General features: G+C 46.7%; 10 protein-coding genes. All 10 read right to left on the reverse strand.

The genetic code is table 11. The features are described 5' to 3' along the window. Positions 1-204 precede the first annotated feature (204 nt). Positions 205-2,289: a DUF2961 domain-containing protein gene (locus DW096_RS08710; protein ID WP_117866499.1), complete on the reverse strand. Its 2,085-nt coding sequence runs from the start codon at positions 2,287-2,289 to the stop codon at positions 205-207. A gap of 11 nt (positions 2,290-2,300) precedes the next feature. Next, entirely contained in the window at positions 2,301-5,912 is a 3,612-nt protein-coding gene (locus DW096_RS08715; RefSeq protein ID WP_118931254.1) for a glycoside hydrolase family 38 C-terminal domain-containing protein, read from the reverse strand. 93 nt (positions 5,913-6,005) lie between these two features. Further along, a complete protein-coding gene (locus tag DW096_RS08720; RefSeq protein WP_117680999.1) occupies positions 6,006-7,151 on the reverse strand; it encodes a DUF4185 domain-containing protein in 1,146 nt (381 codons plus the stop codon). A 22-nt stretch (positions 7,152-7,173) separates the two neighbouring features. Further along, positions 7,174-9,117, reverse strand: a complete 1,944-nt coding sequence (locus tag DW096_RS08725) for a glycoside hydrolase family 172 protein (RefSeq protein ID WP_005824777.1) — start codon at positions 9,115-9,117, stop codon at positions 7,174-7,176. 116 nt (positions 9,118-9,233) lie between these two features. Beyond that, a complete protein-coding gene (locus DW096_RS08730; protein WP_120028732.1) occupies positions 9,234-10,118 on the reverse strand; it encodes a hypothetical protein in 885 nt (294 codons plus the stop codon). A gap of 20 nt (positions 10,119-10,138) precedes the next feature. Beyond that, positions 10,139-12,061 (reverse strand): RagB/SusD family nutrient uptake outer membrane protein, encoded by a 1,923-nt coding sequence (locus DW096_RS08735; protein ID WP_118931255.1) that lies wholly within the window; start codon positions 12,059-12,061, stop codon positions 10,139-10,141. Between the two features lie 16 nt (positions 12,062-12,077). Next, on the reverse strand, positions 12,078-15,164 hold the full coding sequence (locus tag DW096_RS08740) for a TonB-dependent receptor (protein ID WP_118931256.1): 3,087 nt from the start codon (positions 15,162-15,164) through the stop codon (positions 12,078-12,080). A 179-nt stretch (positions 15,165-15,343) separates the two neighbouring features. Further along, entirely contained in the window at positions 15,344-16,537 is a 1,194-nt protein-coding gene (locus tag DW096_RS08745; protein WP_022400938.1) for a glycoside hydrolase family 172 protein, read from the reverse strand. 31 nt (positions 16,538-16,568) lie between these two features. Further along, complete coding sequence (locus tag DW096_RS08750; protein ID WP_009037497.1) at positions 16,569-18,017, reverse strand: glycoside hydrolase family 125 protein; 1,449 nt, start codon at positions 18,015-18,017, stop codon at positions 16,569-16,571. Between the two features lie 101 nt (positions 18,018-18,118). Then, on the reverse strand, positions 18,119-18,376 hold a 258-nt coding region (locus DW096_RS08755; RefSeq protein WP_199711483.1), incomplete at its 5' end, for a glycoside hydrolase family 97 C-terminal domain-containing protein.

Consider the following 18,376-nt stretch of genomic DNA (forward strand, 5'->3'; position numbering starts at 1 on the left):
CTCCCGAAGTACTGAAAGCCTGCCCGGTGGAATGAATCATATGATACCCAGTACGCTGGTCTGCCCACCGGAACCGAACAACATGCCGTGAGGATAGCATTTTATTATAGGAAAGGAACTGATACAAAAAAGACAGCCTTGGACTTTTGTTTGTCCAAGGCTATCAATGCAAGTATAATCCCTGCGATAGAGATGTCTACAGAATTATCTGCGAAGAGTCAACTTATCAATTCCAAAGAAACCGGTATCATGTCCCGGAACCAGTGCAATCGACTCAATCTGCAACTCGTTCTTTCCTTTTTTCAAATTGACCCGTCCAAGATTCACCAGAAGCAGAGACACTTCTCCATTGGTAAGACAGACTTCCGGAGTAATCACCTTATCATTTATACGAAGGGCAAATATACCATAATCAGGCGCCACAGTGAACTGTATTTTCGCATAATAAGTCCCTTCCACTTCACTGTCAAAAACCAATGACAGCTTATCTCCCGATTTAAACTCTTTCCAGTAGAGCTGCATACCCTCACTCCACAAGGGGTGGAAGTTGGTCTGCAATTCAACGGACCCCATATGCCCCGGACGAGGCTGCATGGCTTCGCCTTCCACAACCAGGCTCATCCCTGAACCGAAAATATCCGACGGTTGGTTGGCAACCCGTTCGCGTACATCGCTCACAAAGGGTTTCGGCTGTATTTCACCTCCGGGAAGCATATACCAGAAGGTTATCGGAGCATAATTAAGGTGTATATTCGACCAGTCGAACAGTTCCATATCAAAGCGCAGGCTCCGGGTAAACGGAATCGCATCCAAACTGCGAACACGGGTATTCTGCGCCAGACCGATATGGGCATAGCAACCATCTCCTATGGGTTGGGCAACAAAAGGATGGTTTATCCACGGTTCATAGCGCCCCCAGGCGTAGCCATAATAATCTTCTGTACCCGTTCCAAAGTGTGACGGAAAGGTTTCTCCGTCCACATACACCTTTTCATCTCCTTCTCCCCACCAACCTAAGTTGGGGTTATAGACAGTAACCGCATCTCCCACATACACGCCCCTACCCTTAAGATCGGCAAACGTAAGGTCCTGGGCAAACTCATCGCCCCGGGCATGGATATGCGTAAACTGCTGCCATGTGGTACCAAAATGCATGGAACGCTCATCCCACTGCCACTTTCCACTAACTGCAGCCGCCTTGGATATTTCCACCGGCTGTTCCCCATAATTGGTCAAGGTAATCGTACAGTTCCGCTCGAAAGGCATCACCCACCATGCACTCATCACGTCATCCTGCACGGCCCGCGTATACCACGTACCGGTTGCAACGGGATAATAGCCTACCCCGAAAAACTCACCGACCGGAGCCCAGACAGTTAGTTCCCCATCAAAGGCAATGGACAAGACCGTAGAGCGAAGTGCTTGGCGACGGTCATCGGCATCAATCCGCATCGAAAGACGACGAATGGCACGAGAGCCGTCAATCGTAAAACTACGGCTTTCACCCGGAGCCAGAGAAGCCGCCAGATTGAGCGTACTTTCTCCTCCCGCAAGCGGAGTATCAATACCAGGTGCTCCTTCCGACAGCTTCTTATTGACAGCAGCTATCAGCCGGGCATTCTTCTTCAACTCTTTGGCCGAGAAAGAAACCACCTTGACCGGAGAAATATAAGTACGGTAATTGATGGCATAGTATACAATGGTCTTACTTTCAATTTTCCCCTCCGGAGTAATCTTCAAGTCCGGCGATTCGATGGTCACCTTGCACCTTTTGGCGTAAGGTATGGGCAAATACAAATTATGCCCCCTTTCTTCCATCGGAGCCTCATCGGGCACTGAAGTTGAAAGAGGTTCCCCACAAAGGACTTGTCCGCTCAATATATCACGTACATTGCCTTCAATTACCGGTTTTTCCTCATTGTCTATGTAGATGCGCAGAGTTCCTTGCCCCCGGTTTATACCGGAGAAAGTCATCCAGAAACGAACCATGGCGCCAGGACCTTCGGCATCCATCATCACATATTCTGTCCTCCCCCCGTTCTCTTCCTGACGGATAAACTGTCCCTGGTCGAAATTACCAAACCAGGCACGCTTATCCGTCATATTATGCGAACTACGGTCGTAGCTGCTGAACTGCTTGCACGTATAGGTATTTTCGGGCCAACGCGCCAGCGCGGAGCGGTCTGTCATCTCATGCAACAATGTCTTAAGAGAGATAACCGGGTCGGCCATAGCCAAACTGCTATAGAGAAATATCAACTGAATTACAAAAACTAGTTTTTTCATCATAGCCGATTATTTTAGTAAATCTCCATCTCATTGATGCGTAACACCTTTCCTCCTGCATGCTGCATAGGACGGGTTATCATCAAGCGTACATAGCGAACCTGCGCCGGAGTGTCAATCATACGTGATACGACATTCTGCCGGTTTCCATCTATATTGTCAAGTGTCTTCCATTCTTCAGTCTGGCTGTTTCTGCCTTGCAGGAAGCAAGCGGAAGTAATGTACCCTTTGTCCTCACGGCCTGCATTCACCAGTTTCCAACCGCTCACCGTTTTCGCTTCACCCAAATCAAAATCCACATAGTTCAACGCACTTCCCACTTCGCACCATTTGGTATCGACATCCCCGTCAACGATGCGTTCAGGTTTCTCATTATCATTGAAATAACCGGAATAAGCGATAATCTTCGCACCCTTCAACAGATTCTCTTTTTCTGCCTCCACATTGTTCAACTCCATCTCATTGTTGCGGATGGCTGTATGGAACAAGGTAGTGGCAACCTGGACAGGTTTCTGAGTTTCCTCCACCAATGTGGCAGCAAAAAGAACAACCTTTTCATTCTTCGGAAGTATAAGGCTGGCGGCACCTTCCGGAATATCGATACCGAACTTGAACATATAGGTAAACTCATAGGCCTCATCGTCTGTAGGAGAGTGGCGGTGAGTCCCCACATAAGCCACTTCGGCATCCTTCAGATAACCTTTGGTATGTCCGGAATGTCCCCACTGTCCGACAAATCCGGTATAGGAAGGTACAATGACCTCACTCTTGTTACGTCCGCACCGGAAAGTGGCAGCATAGTCCCCGTCCGTAGCAGCAGCCAGGAAATACAGTTTATTATACTTTTTACCTTCCGGTAGAACAATAGTATCACCATTGCATGTCATTCCGTTGGCGGCATCTTTCTCACCGAGTTGGAAAGGAATCCCGTTTACAGCCAGGGATTCGGGCAACAGTTCTGCCGCAAACGAATAGCCCGACTCAAAATCAGCTTCACCGCGAAACTCGTTGAATGATGAACATTTATAGTTATAGGACAGCGACAAAGAGGCATACTGCAATTGATAAGCGTCCTCGCCCGATGACTTCAAACGTACCTTGAATGTCTTTATAGAATAAGGCTTTATACTTATAGACAGCCCGTTTCCACTGAATTCGGCCGAACCGATACTCTTTTCAGTGCCATCCGCTTCGCAGGCACTGGCAATCTCGCCTGCAAAAGAAAGTACCGCATCCTGCACCTTCTCACCGCCCATCTCATAGACACGCACTACATACTCATCCGAGTTCTCGGCTTTCTTCAATGCCTTGATAATGACATTGCGGTTATTGGAAGAGACGAAAGAGAACTCCTTACCCAACGTACCCTTGTGTTTGTCGGTACGGAAAGCTTTCAACCTCTGGTTCAACATCTCCGCTTTCTCTATGGTGGCAGCCTTGTCAAGTCCGCCGGCATGACCCACCAGACTGTATGTAAAGCAATGATGACCGAAGTCCTGGCGATTCTGGTAAGCATAATCCTTGTCTGTTTCGGGGGTATGCAGCAGAGTCAGGCGGAGGGTGTTGTCGTCCGGTTTGTCCCAACCGTATTTGCTGTCATTCAGGACAGACACACCATAGTTTCCACTACGGTCAGTCAAATCGGCCCAATACTGTGCATAGACTTCATAGGCAGTCTCCGTATTGTTGCCCCGCTTCACGCTTCCAAGTCCCAAATCGTAAGTAGCTTCCGTATTTGCTATGTTCAAGGGGAATTCGGCCTTCAATAAGGCATTGGACAACTGCCAGTCCACCTCATTGTAGAAGTCTATGCGGTCAGCACGGTTGCCTTCATACAAGCGGATGTATTGCTTGAAGAGTGACTCTCCATAACGTTTCTCGATGCAGAGTGACTTGCGCAGCTCACCATCCTCCACCAATGTCATCTTCACATCCTCTGTGATGGAAACCGGTTCCCGGTCTATGGTCTCCTTCAAGATTTCCCAAGCAGGCCATATGTAGGACTTGTTCTGCGTGAAAAGCGCCAAACGAATGGATTTACCGGGTTTCACCAGCTCCTTGCCATTCTTCTTGTCAAACAGTGAAATGATGTCTCCCTTCTTATCCAACGTTATCTTGTAAACAGAATTCTCCAATGCATTGGCATTCACAGATACCCGGGCATCAGCCGACGGACCGGATGTGCGGACATCATATACCGCATAACCGGTAGCAGGTACAACGGCTTCCATCAAGAGTCTGGCTTTACCGTCGGCATAGGACAGCAGTTGGGAGGCCACTTTCCGACCATTCATATCATATACGGCAACCCCTTTCGGTTCCTTTGGCAAGGCAAGTTCCACCTCTGCCATATCGGAAACCTGGAATCCAAGCGCATTGTAAAGCACCACCGGTATCCCTTTCACCTTGGTATCCATCTTTCTTGCCACAGCGTCAATGGAGGAAGTAAGAATACCGGAGAACTGCTTGAGGGAAATCAACTCGTCATTCCATGAGAATTCATAAGCCCGCGGTATACTTGTTCCCGTAAGGTCATCATGGAACTGATGGAAAATGAAACGCTGCCAGTTCTCAGTCAATGCAGCTCCGGGATAGGAAGCTTGGTTCAGCCATTCGGCTACAACGGAAGAGCGTTCCGCTGCATCCCCCAAAAGCTCATTCTGACGGTTGTACAGCTTCATGGCAGCCTGGGAAGTATAACATCCGGTACCGTGAACATCCATCAACAGTTCACCGTTGAACTTGGGCAGTTCCGGATGGCTTGCGTAAGGCTGGAAGTCTTTATATATCCGGTCACTCGTGGCACTGACAATCTGCAACGGACCATTGCCTTGCAAGCCTTTCTCTACGGCACGTACAGACTCCAATGTAGGTGAACCGCCTATGTCTCCCGTACCGTAATAGCGGTAGACCATGTGAAGCGGAGAGTGGCCGGTCAATTCCAACAAGTCCTTGTTTTCCGACAGGTCCCCGTCCTCAAAACGTTGGTTATAATCATATCCATGGGTCATCATGATGGTAGAGCCGTCTATACCTTGCCATAAGCCGACAGTGAAAGGATATTTGTCGTTGCCGTAGAACGGCTTGTTGCGCCACTGCAACTTCTGAGAAGAGAAACCAATCAGTCCGCAATGGGACGCAATGGCAGGAAGTGTCCAGCCAAAACCGAAACAGTCCGGCAAGAAAATGTCCGTGCTCTCCACACCGAATTCCTTCCGGTAATAATCCTGGCCGAGCATGATGTTACGAAGCGCAGACTCTATGGAAGGAACCAGCGTATCAGTGGCATCCCAGCTGGCTCCGCTGATATGCCAACGGCCGCTCTCTATGAATTTCTTCATCTCTTCGTATTGCGCCGGATAATATTCCTTCATCCAAGCATATTTCACACCTCCTTCAAAATTAAAAATATATTCCGGATACTGCTTCAGCAGAAACAGATTCTGGCTGATCGTATTCCACACATAATCCTTGATTGTGGTCTGGATATCCCAGTTCCACTGTGTGTCCAAATGTGCATCAGACACCATGTAGGCTTTCGGCTTTTGTGTCTGCAACGCATTCTGAGCATAAACTCCGCCCCCTAACAGCAAGGCGGAAGCCAATACTGCAATCTGTTTTCTCATTTTCTGTTTATTTATTACATTTATACTTCATACAGCAATATTCCATCATTCACAAAGGATGGATAACTAATACTTAACAATGACCGGAAGGACTCACTCCAACTTCATATCGGCACACATCAGAAAAGCATTGTACGGCCCCCACATGGACATGATGAACCAAAGCTGGTCATCATTGTCTTTCAACGGATGTATGTAAGCGCAATACAAAGCTGGATATCTGTCCGCTTCCGCCAATACTTTCGGCTCGCTCCACTGGACGAGATCCTTCGATGTACAATAAAGAATGGCATGCCTTTTGGTCAAAGGAGTCTCGTCATGATTCGGATCATAATTATAAGTCAGAATCCAACGCTCAAACTTCTTGTGCCATATCAGCGACGCTTCTCCTACGGGACCTCTCAATACCGGAGTAGCGGCAGCCTCATTTCCACGTATCCACTCTTTACTTTCACCGTTCCAGTATTCATAGGCCTTCATATCCAGAAGATCGTTCTCAAGGAAACGCGCCAGATACGCAGCATCACCACGTCCGGCCTGTGTGCCGAGCATATAAATCCATCCGTCACGTTTGGCATAAGCCACTTGCGAGAAATGACTGTCGGGAGAAAAAGTCACCTCTTCACGTCGCTCCCATGTCCGACCGTCATCATTGGAAGTATAGACAGAAGAAAAATTGGTAAGCCAGCGTCCATGAGGCGCTCCCCAATCATAAATGTTCATGATATGGACACAATCCGTTTTCCCGGCACGAATGGCACTCGTGGGGATGGAAGTCTGGTATACCTCCGGATTCGTCTTACCGCCTGCACATACCTCAAGCGCCTTACCATCGGCATCAAGCAGCATTGAATCTATTTTAAGACCGTCTGTAAGCTCTGTATCCGATGAAAAAGCCAGTACGTTGGAACGCCAGTTGGAACCATTACCACCATTTTTATTCACGACAAAGCCTTCTCCACTGGTATCTCCGAAAAACATGCCCACACGGTTTCCATCCATATGCCACATTAACCCCAAATCCGTTCCATATACATCAAAATCAGGTCCGGTATTATTGGGATTCAGCAATGTATCTCCCGGCAAAGGATCACCCGTGACACGGGATATCATGCGTACATTATCAATACACAGCGTTTTTTCACTATCAGCATCCTTACAAGCCATATTGCCCGTCAAACTACAGGTAACAAGCCCGAACAGTAAAATTTGTTTAGTTCTCATTCTTATCAATTCCATATACAAGTACACATTCCCACATCTATTCCTTTATTCTTTCCAGGATAATCAGTCCCAGTTCAAACTGGTCCCCACCGTTATTATTTCTCACATGGAAAGTGACCGAATTGGTTTGTTCCGTCAAATTGATGTCTCCTACATGTACTCTGTCTTTAGACACTTCTTTGTCCTTCTTAGTAGAGATCCATCCGGACAGTTGCTTCTGGCGTTGCCAAACCTGGAAGTCGGCACCATTCGGTTTCTCGAAATAGTTTATCAGCACTTTATATTTTCCTTCGGGCACATCGTTCAGCATGATGCGCACTACTCCTCCATGCTGGGTGGTCATACGGATTCCACGCTCATTTGTTACCTGGACACCTCCACCAAGACTCAGCTGCATCAATTGAGGGAAATAAATATGTTCTGTCGGCTGATATACAGTGCGTAATTCAGCAGTAGGTTCTTCTCTGCCTTGCAATGGCTGGGCTGCATAGAAGAATCCAACAGATGTATAATCTACCGGGAAATTATTTTTTACTTCACCATGTTCCATTCCATGATAGATTTCCTTCTCATAGGACATTTTGTCGGCCAAGAAGAAACGGTATCCACCGGTTCTGGCCATCGGAAGTGAATAATCCAGACAACCATGGAGAGGGAGGCTGTTTCCTCTGTCCCAACGATCCAATAAAGCATACCAGCCACCGTTGTAATAGTCTTCGGAACCGGTGCCGTGCAGACGCATTTTATTATCTACGTAAGTGCTGTCGTCCCCTTCGAAGAACAAGGTCATTCCCGGACGCAGGCCTTGTGCCTGATGGATGGTTCCTACATAATGTCCTTTTCCTTTTTGTGCAGCAAACTTATGGAAAATGCCGAGAGGAGTTTTCTCTCTACGCCATACAGAATAGAACTTACCCTCTTCCTTCACATTACGCTTATTACTGTTATAGTACACTTTAACGTTTACAGAAATAGGAGATTGCTGAATACCTTCTCTCTTTTTATAAATCATCTTCATAGAAGCTGACTTGTCAAAAGGCATTGGCAGATAGCAGTAGTTGGAAGTACCTTGCTTACCCATTAAGATACTCCGCATTGCTCCTTTTCCATAGGCATATCCAAAAAAATCAGCAACGGGGGCATAAATAGCCTCCACCTTCTCATTATCCCATTTAGCTGAAAGAATCACATCTTTGTATAAACCTTCGAAAGATGTTCCGCCATCAATCGACATACCTACAATACGTCCCGGTTCTGCCATCTCAAAGAAAGAAACTTCTTCTCCCGGACTCAGTGTAAATACCTTTTCTTCCGTCTGTACACCAGCTGATTTTCCAAAGGTATAATTCGTTACAGCAGGAGACAAGTCAGCCCATATTCTATTCACCTCAGCCAACAAATCCTTATCCTGCTGTGAGAATTCACCGGTATAGGTTTCCACCTTCTTTTCCGGCAAGTTACGGTATTGTATCTGAATGAATTCCAATTTAGGTCCATCGAAAACAATTTTGCAGGACTTTTTGTACGTAATGGGCAGATAACAATAAAAACCACCGATTTCATTACCACAAACGGGCTTTGTAAACGGATAAACCTTACCGGAAAACAAATCCGAGAACTTTATTTTCAGACCGGGCTCTTTCTGTCCATCAAAATAGAAATAGAGCATATTGTCCGTCGGTGTAGGAGTCCAGATTCGGTTGATGACTCCGGGGCCTTCCATCTCAGCAATCACCAACTTATCACCTTCCTTACGAAGGAAAGAATAAGTACCCGCAAAACCATCATCATTGCCTCCGGTACGGTCGTAACTCGAGAACTGCTCCACATAAGAGCCAGTGCGATACTCCGGCAATTTATCCACTCTTTTCAATAACTCCAGCTCATCCGTCCATCTGTATGGGTTCTGAGCCACGGCATACGAGCCTGCCAATAGAATGGCAGACAAGAAAACAGAAACTTCTTTCAAATTAATTTTCATAAACTATTTTACTATATGTTTTTTAAAAAGGCAAGGAGAGAATGCCTGTTTAAACGGTATCTCTCCTCACTGACAGTATTATTTCAATAGAAAGGATTATGGTCTATAAAACCACATCAATTCTCCTCTTCTGAAAGTACCATGGTATTTACGCCAAAGAATTTGGCCCATTGTACATTGTTCGGGCCCGGTTTCATCTCGATATAAACAACACCTTCGTCATTAGGCTCAATACCCTTAATCTCTACCGTTCTATCTAAATTATAGTCATTAACCAAATAAGCAACGCCATCGTTCTTTCCGATTACATGGAACTCGGTTTCAGTTCCACGGTCATTGATGTGAGCATAGAAACTGAACGTATATTTTGTTCCTTGAGAGAGACCTGTCACCTTAAATCCACTGAGCGGAATCTTAATACCGTCGCTGAAAAACATATCCTCAGAAGCTGTTTTTGGAAGACCCAAATTATTATTCAAACCGCGAGCCAATTTTCCGGAAAACGGTTTGTCCACCTCGATGCCGAAAGTAGTAGGACGACCTCTATGGTCGAGCATATTTACCAATCCGGGGTCTCTGGGATTCCTATAGTTGTTAAACGGAGCCGGAGAATCAATGACACCAAAGTCAATGTAACACGTCTTAGGAGTCTTGGTAACAGTCAAGTCACTAAAGTAGCACAACTTGCCATCGGCTGTCTCTACCTTGATAACCGTTTTTCCAACGGCAATAGGCGTAATGACGGCTGCGTTGTTTTCTACACCTTCAATGGTCGCTACATCGGAATCGAGCACGCTCCATTTCAACAGATAGGAATCACCCGCCAAAGTGTCAACGGAAGCGGTGACAGTGACATTCTCGTCAATCTCCACATAAACTGCCGATTGATCGATACGGACAAACTTACGATTGGACAAGTCCACCTCATTATCATCCGAGCAAGACATCAATGTGGTAAACGCTAACGCCATCGTACAAAAAATGAATTTTATTGATTTCATACTTGTTCTCTAATTATTTATTAATATCCGGGAGCTTGTCTCAAATTGGGGTTGATGTCCATCTGAGCCTGCGGAACGGGCCATAAATACATTCTTTTGTTGAAGGTACGGCTCTTGTAGTAAGTTCTCTTATAAAAAGCCTTCGAATTGTTCACATCATCGCTCTTCTCAGAACCGTCATGATTCATACCATAAAGCTTGCCGCCCAGGTATTTGTCGGCAATCTTCCAACGACGGAGGTCATGGAAACGGATACCTTCACAATTGAACTCTACCCGACGTTCTTGCTGAATGGCGGCACGCATTTCTTCCTTACTCAGCCCTTCCTTCAAAGCGGGAATTCCGGCACGTTCACGAATCAAGTTCACATACTTATATACATCGGGAGTGGGAGCTGGCGAAGACTCGTTCAATGCTTCCGCATAGCCCAAATACGCTTCAGCCATTCTGTATAAGATACCCGGCTGATATACATGCTTTTTATCTCTGGGAAATACATCCAAAGAGATTCGCTTACGGACATTATAACCGTTCTGCGGAGAGTCGAAAGTCATATCCGTATCACGGCCTCCTTGAAGGAAGTTCACACGACGGTTATCAACTCCCAGCCATGCGCCATTATAGATGACGGAAACATAGAAGCGAGGCTCCCGGTTGCAATACATGTTGTAGGTACCTTCTTCTGTTACCGGGCTTACACCGGTTTCTTTATTGGCAAGGTTCGAAGGTCCACCGCCCGGCCACTTCGTGGTTCTATACTCTGTATTGGTAGAGAATCCGTTTTCCACATACCCCGATTCCGGGTTGATAATGGGCGAACCATCCTCGTTATATCCCAATATAGGCATTTCACCGTTCTTCATATAAAAAGCGTCCACCAGTTCCTGAGTAACACCCATAGCGGCATTTCCACCGATACCTTTCGGCAGATGATGAGCCTGCCAGGAGTTCAGGTTCTCATTTTCGGGGCGTCCGAAAAGAATCTCCTTATTACCTTCTGAGAAGCGTTTCAACGACATGTTATAGTAAGACATGAAGGGGTCAATGCTTCCATCCACATTATATTCATAGTACAGCTTATGTCCGGCTGCTTCGGCTGCCTTTATCAAGTCGAGATGAGCTTTGGCAGCCTTTTCCCATCTTTCCGGTTTGGCTTCGGCATCAAAAAGGAATTCTCCTTCTGAGTTCTTCCAGTCCTTGAGGTCCGGATTGCCATTGAACAACGGACTTGCGGCAAATAACAGTGTTTTGGCACGTATTGCCAAAGCCATGATAGAGGTGGCCCTGCCCCAATCGGTATTATTGGGATAGACAGCGGGCAGATGTTCTGACACTTCCAGCAGCTCTTTGTCAATCCAATCTACCACTTCGGCATAGGGTCTTTGGGGCGTCATCATCTCCGATTCGGGCGCATCGACGGCAACAAGCACACCGGGAGTAAACGGTATGGCACCATACAACTCAATCATCAAAGAGTAATAGTAGGCTATCAAGAAGCGGACTTCGTACTTCATCTGGTTGACATAAGATTCCGTCAGGTCTTTTTCCGGAAGTACTTTTGCCTCCTGCAAGAAGATAAGGCCGGAACGTATGCGCTTGTGCAATTCTACCCAATAATAGGGGGCCCATGTTGAGATAGGACTCCAGTTTCCGGTGGTGTAGGCATACACACTGCTCCATCCATACGGCGACCAATCTTGGGGAATAGTGATATCATCGCCCATAATGTTATAACCTTGCTCCTTGAAATACCCCCACATGGGGCTGGGAATGGATGAATAAACACCTGCCAACCAGTCCTCAGTCCTTATCTTGTCCGTGAAAATCATCTCCATGGTAAGCTGGTCGTCGGGAGCCTTGTCCAAGAAATCGTTGCAACTCGTTGTCAATGCCAGGGTGCACGACAATAAGACAGCTTTTGCTATAGATTTATATTTTTTCATTTTCTTCGTATCTTAATTAATTGTTGAAATTGATGCTAAAACCCACTGATACAGATTTCATCTGTGGGTATCTCAATCCATCGGTAGTTTCCAGTTCGGGGTCCCAAAGCTTGAAGTTGGAGAACGTCAGCAGATTGGTTCCTCTTGCAAACAAACGGCAGCCGCGGATGCCAATTTTGGTAGTCCAACGTTGCGGAAGAGTATATCCAAGTTCCAGATTCTTCAGGCGCAGGAAACTCATGTCACGCAACCACCATGTGGAAGCTTGTTCATTGTTTGCCACAGCCTTGTCTCCCATACGGGGCCAGAATACATCTTGCCTCGGATTTTCAGGTGTCCAACGGTCGTCAATGTTCGAATAGATGTTACCAGCACCTAAGGAAGAACCCGGCAACCAGGTCTCTCCGCCCAAGAGCTGGTAGGTTTTACCTGTTCCTTGGAAGAATACTCCCAAATCGAACGACTTATAGCTTACTGTAGCTCCAAAACCATAGACAATCTCGGGAATACGTGTACCACCAATGGCTGTTTTATCTACTGCGGTCACTTCACCATCCCCGTTCAAATCTTTGTATTTAATGTCACCGGGACGTAGGTTACTCATATCACTGAACTTCTGTGCCGGAATTCCTTCCTTAAGCATACCGTTTTCATCGAAATCATCTTCCGTAAAGAGCCTTTCCGCTATCAAGCCAAACAATTGCCCTACAGGTTTACCAGTTTGCGAACGGTATGTACCCAAGATGGCGGCAGGTTCGTCTATTTCCACAACCTTATTGTGTGCGTAGGTATAGTTTGCCATAGCGGAAATGGCCCAATCGCTATTGAACTTGTGGTTGACATTCAAAGACACATCAAATCCCTGATTATCGACCTTGCCATAATTGGCCCAAACAGGGCGGTTGAATCCGGCAGAACCAGGCACATTCTTACGCTGCATGAAGATGTCATCGCGCTTTTCCTTGAACACATCCACTACGAGGTTCACGCTACCATTCCATAGACCTAAGTCGATACCGGCATTCATCTTGGTCACGGTTTCCCATGTCAAGTTGTTCACACCGATTTCGCCTTCCGAACGTCCAAGGCGATAGATTTCCGCATCTGTACCCCATCTGTACGAACCGGTATTGACAATGGTAGAAATATAGGCGAAACGTCTGTTACCACCAATGTTACTGTTACCGGCCTTACCCCAAGTAGCTCTCAGCTTCAAGTTGGAGATGACATCGGAAACCGGCTCCATGAATTTCTCGGAAGATACAATCCATCCCAACGCCACGGCGGGGAAGAAGCCGAAGCGCTTGCCTTTGGCAAAGTTCTCGGAGCCGTTGTAACCGAAGTTCAGCTCGGCAACATAGCGGCTGTCGTAAGTATAAGAGAATCTTCCGGCTATGCCTTGGGTACGATAGGGAAGCGCATCACCATTGTCATACTCCTTCTGGTTGTAGAGGAACATGGCGTTCACATCGTGCACTTTGCCGAAAATGCGGTTGTACGAGAACATTCCTTCCAGATAGATGGACTGATCGCCCCATTTAGCTCCTTTTTCATAGCCCAGGAACTCTTGTCCGGTGGTCTGCACATCAGTGATGATGTTGCCCTCTGCATCGCGTGCGGTGGCGGGATTGTAGTAATAGGGATTCTTGGAACGTGTCACGGAAGTTGCCGAGAACTTGTCAAAAGAGAAGGTTCCCTTGAACTTCAGTCCCGGTGTGATGAACTTCAAATCCTGTTCCAACGATACTAGGGATTCAATCTTATTGTGGTTTAGTTTTTCGTATCCACGCTGTGTGGCCCACGCCCAAGGGTTCTGCTTGTACATCACACGGGGAATGCGTCCATCGGCATAGATGGCCGGATGCACGTAAGGAGGTACACGCATGGCTTGATAGAAAATGCCCTGATTGGTTTCCGTGTCTCCCGGAGGAGCGTTACGGGTTTGCAGGAACACGCCCACATTGGCACGGAACAAGGTAGTGGGAGTCACATTCACATCTACATTGGAACGTACCGTATATCGGCTCACCTTCAGGGAAGAGTCCCACTCCTGGTTCTTGTCGCGTTCAATAATACCGTTCTCATTGTAATATCCTGCCACCAACGCATAGCGAAGGATGTCCGTACCACCGTTGACGCTAACGTTTGCCTTCGTGTTGTCTGCATGGTCTTTGGAGATGATGTCCCACCAATTCACATCGGGATAGAGTTCCGGGTCGGTCTGATTCTTGTAGTTCAGCAAGGTGGCTTCGCTGGCAAAGGGGGCTCTACCTTGCTCGGCATACATTTCGTTAATCAGTTCCAGATACTTCACACTGCCGATGTAGTCGGGTATCTTGATGGGTTGCGTAAAGGAGTGTTCGAAGCGGACGTTCACCTGCGGCTTTCCAATCTTGCCGCGCTTGGTCTCAATCATCACTACACCATTGGCACCGCGCACACCATAGACGGCACTGGCGGCAGCATCCTTCAACACGGAGAAGGAGGCGATTTCTTCAGGGTCGATGTCGTGGAGCGAACGCTCGACGCCATCCACCAATACCAGCGGATTGGTATTGCCAGTAAAGCTACTGATACCACGAATCCAGAAGTCGGAGTTATTGAACCAAGGGTCACCGCTACGCTGAACCGCAATCACACCGGGAACCATACCCGCCAGGTTGTTACTGAGCGAACGGCTGGGAGCCGCGGCAAGCTTGGCCGGCTCTATATTGGTAATGGAGCCGACCACAGAAGCTTTCTTCTGCGTTCCGAAGCCCACTACCACCACTTCGTCAAGGGCTGCCACGTCTTCTTCCAAAGCTACATCAAGCACTCCTTTGGAGCCTACCGCTACCACTTTGTCCTTGAAGCCGATATAAGAGAACTTCAATGACGGTTTATTTCCTTTCAACGTAATCGTATACGTACCGTTGATGTCCGTCACCACACCATTAGAAGGGTCTGCCGCCTCCGTCACATTCACACCGATGAGTAACTCACCTTGTGCATCCATCACACGTCCGGTCACCTTCTTAGGCGACTGGGCAAATGCCGAGATACTGATGCACAACAGTAGCATCAGCATCCAGCCCGCAAATTGCTTTTTGGGAATATTCTTCATTTCGTACCTTTATTAATGATTTATTGAATTTGCTGCTCCGTAGAACTATTTTTCCATAGTCGTGCCAATATAGTGGCACAGTTTTGCCAATATAGAGACACAGTTTTGCCAATATAATGGCAAAACCCCGGATATAAATATCAGCCTATGAACGTATAAAAAAAGAGCGTTACAAAAGTTTACTCGTTGCCCCACAGAGTGGCTTTGTTACCCTTGGACTTACGCCAGGCATCCCGCCAACGATGTATATCAACATGGTTGATGAAAGGTTTCGGAGCACGCTGTGCCTTTGTAGGAGCTTCGGGAAGAGCCACAGCCGAATCTTGGTACCAATAAGCCACGGTAGACAAATCCAACGTCAAGTTGTTGTTGGAGCCATGTTCGATGGTTCCCTTCAGGCTCTTTTCAAAGAAAATGGGATCTTCAATGAAGAATCGGTAAACGTGGGTACGACCCAGCCAGCCTATATCATTGTTCACACGGGGATAACCGAAGTAAGGATGCGAGAAGGCTTCTTTAGGACACCAGGCCGTATTGAAGAAGTCTTCCGTACCTGTACCTATCAGCGAGGGAACCTTTTCTCCATCAATGAACCACATGTCGTCACCTTCGCCATACCACATGGGAGTGGGACAATGCACATAGTAATTGATACCTACAAAGTGTCCCTTGCCTTGGGTTTCCATGAACACATAGTTGCGTTCGCCGGTGGTGTTCGGCTTCTGGGCACCGGTAACTCCCCACTCCGTCTCGCCTTCGGGAAGTGCTTCAGTCAGGTTGTGGTTATACCAGGCATGAAAGCGGCCCATGTCCTTGGGAAGCTTCGCCATCTCCAGATAATCCACGTAGAAGTAGAAAGCATCTATGTTGCGGTCGCTCTGGTTCTCAATTTCAATGCGTGCGCCCTTCTCGAAAGGCATAGCGAAATAGCACGACAGACCGGTACCGTTTTCAGGACCGGCCGAAAGAGGCAAGGATGCGTAGTTGTATCTCTCATCCCAGCCTTGTCCGAAGAAAGGGCCGATGGGAGACTCTACCGAAGGATAATCGTTGCCGTCCCAATACATGCGAATGATAATGTCGTTTCTGCTCAAAGTGGGAGGTGGAGGCGCAATCGTCACCCAAATGTGGTTGATGACTCCCGTTCCCTTGATGTCTGCAATGATGCGTTTCTCACCTGGTTTGAAGGGCTCCAAGTGATCTCTGTTACCTCCGGTAGGATCTGTACTGGAGATTCTTTTGTTTTTTACACCCGACTTCAACTTTGCCAAGTCAAACATTTCGTTCGTCATGTTCGACTGTGCAAAAACAGTAGGAAAGTACAATCCCAGAACAAGGGAGAGTAACAAACTGAATTTTGTAATTCTTCTCATAAATTTTTGTTTACATTGATTAATTAGATGATTAATATTCCAATAAATATGGTTTCTCATTGAATGTTTTCCACAGCAATTCTCCAAACAATGTATTGGCCCATGCAAACCAGCTCCTTGTGAATTTCTTGGGGTCATCCTTGTGGAATGACTCGTGCATGAACCCGGTACCGGCATGCGTTTTCTGGAGCATCTGGATACATTGCTGTAACTCTTTATCGTCTTGAGCAGTCAGGGCTTTCATTATCAGGCTCATCGGCCATATCATGTCCGTACCAATATGATGTCCTCCTATCCCTTCAAAATAAGAACCTTTAAAGAAATAAGGATTGTATTCCGACCACACGAATCTTCTGGTATTGGCATAAATTGCATCATCACTATCAACACCACCCAGATAGGGTAACGCCAGCAGATTAGGGACGTTGGCATCATCACTAAGATAAGCCGATCCAAAGCCATCTATTTCAAAAGCATAGATTTTACCGAACTTCGGATGATTCACCACGGCATAAGTCTGCAAAGCATTATAAACTTCTTTACTCAACGCCAACAGTTCATCAGCCAGTACATTGTCTTTGGTTATCTTTTGAACCATTTCGGAAGCCTGCCTCAAACTGGCCACCGCAAAGAAATTGGACGGGACGAGAAAAGGAAAGATAGTGGCATCATCACTAGGCCTGAAAGTAGAGCAAATCAATCCGACCGGATTTACTTTATAGCCCACTCCACCCATAGGAACAGCATCTATAGCCCATTCCGAAGTTCTGCGAAAGCTATAAGGCCCGTTACCATCTTTTCTCTGCTGTTCCTTGCAGACCCTTAAAACGGTTTCTATCGCCTTCTTCCATTGCGCATCGAAAGGAGAAGCATCATTTGTCTTTTTCCAGTATCCATATGCCAGGCGAATGGGATAGCAAAGCGAATCCAACTCGTATTTACGCTCATGAATACCCGGTTTCATCTCCGTATGGTCGCTGTTCCATCTTGTATACTTCGTATCATCATCATAAAAGGCATTGGCATACGGATCCTTCAATATAAAGGAGGTCTGCTTATTGATAACGCCAATTATCAGTCTTTGCAGGTTCTTATCTTCAGACATGAAATCCAAATACGGATATACTTGGGCAGAACTATCCCTTAACCACATGGCATCAATATCACCGGTAATCACATATGTATCCGGTCGGCCATCCTTTTCTGAATAAAAAACGGTTGTGTCCAACGTATTCGGAAAACAATTCCCAAACAGCCAGCCCAGTTCTTCATTCTTGACCTTCTGTTTAAAAGTAGCAATGGCCTTTTCAATGGCAGGACTTTTGAAGTTCCTTTCCGATATAGGCTTCCTTACTGTTGGAAACGACGAAAAAGAGGCAGCTGTCGAAGCTACGCCTGAATTCGCAAACATCAAGTTTTTATTCAGCGCATATCCTGCCCCCAAAAGGCCCACTCTCTTTATAAAATTTCTTCTGTTCATGTTATAAATCCATTGACTAAAAATATTATCCTGGAACAATCTTCTTATCCTAACAAACTAACAACTGATTGAAATACAATTTCAACTGATAAACATCACCCTTATAACCTTCTGATATGTAATAGCGCTCCTCCATCCTTTGCCAGATTCAGTTCAATGATATCCTTCCTTGTAACTTTCCGTACCTGTCTGTCCAGATGGTTTGGATTCCGGTCCACATCCTCTGCATCGGTATAGATCGTTGCTTGGTAGTCTCCCTCACTAAGGAAGTCCAATTCCAATTTCAGATTCCTTTCCGCACCGTTGTTTAGCGAGCCTACCCACCAGTCCGAACCGCTCCTGCGGGCCACCGTGACATG

The organism is Bacteroides sp. AM07-18 (genome assembly GCF_003602695.1).
GTDB classification, from domain to species: Bacteria; Bacteroidota; Bacteroidia; order Bacteroidales; family Bacteroidaceae; genus Bacteroides; species Bacteroides uniformis.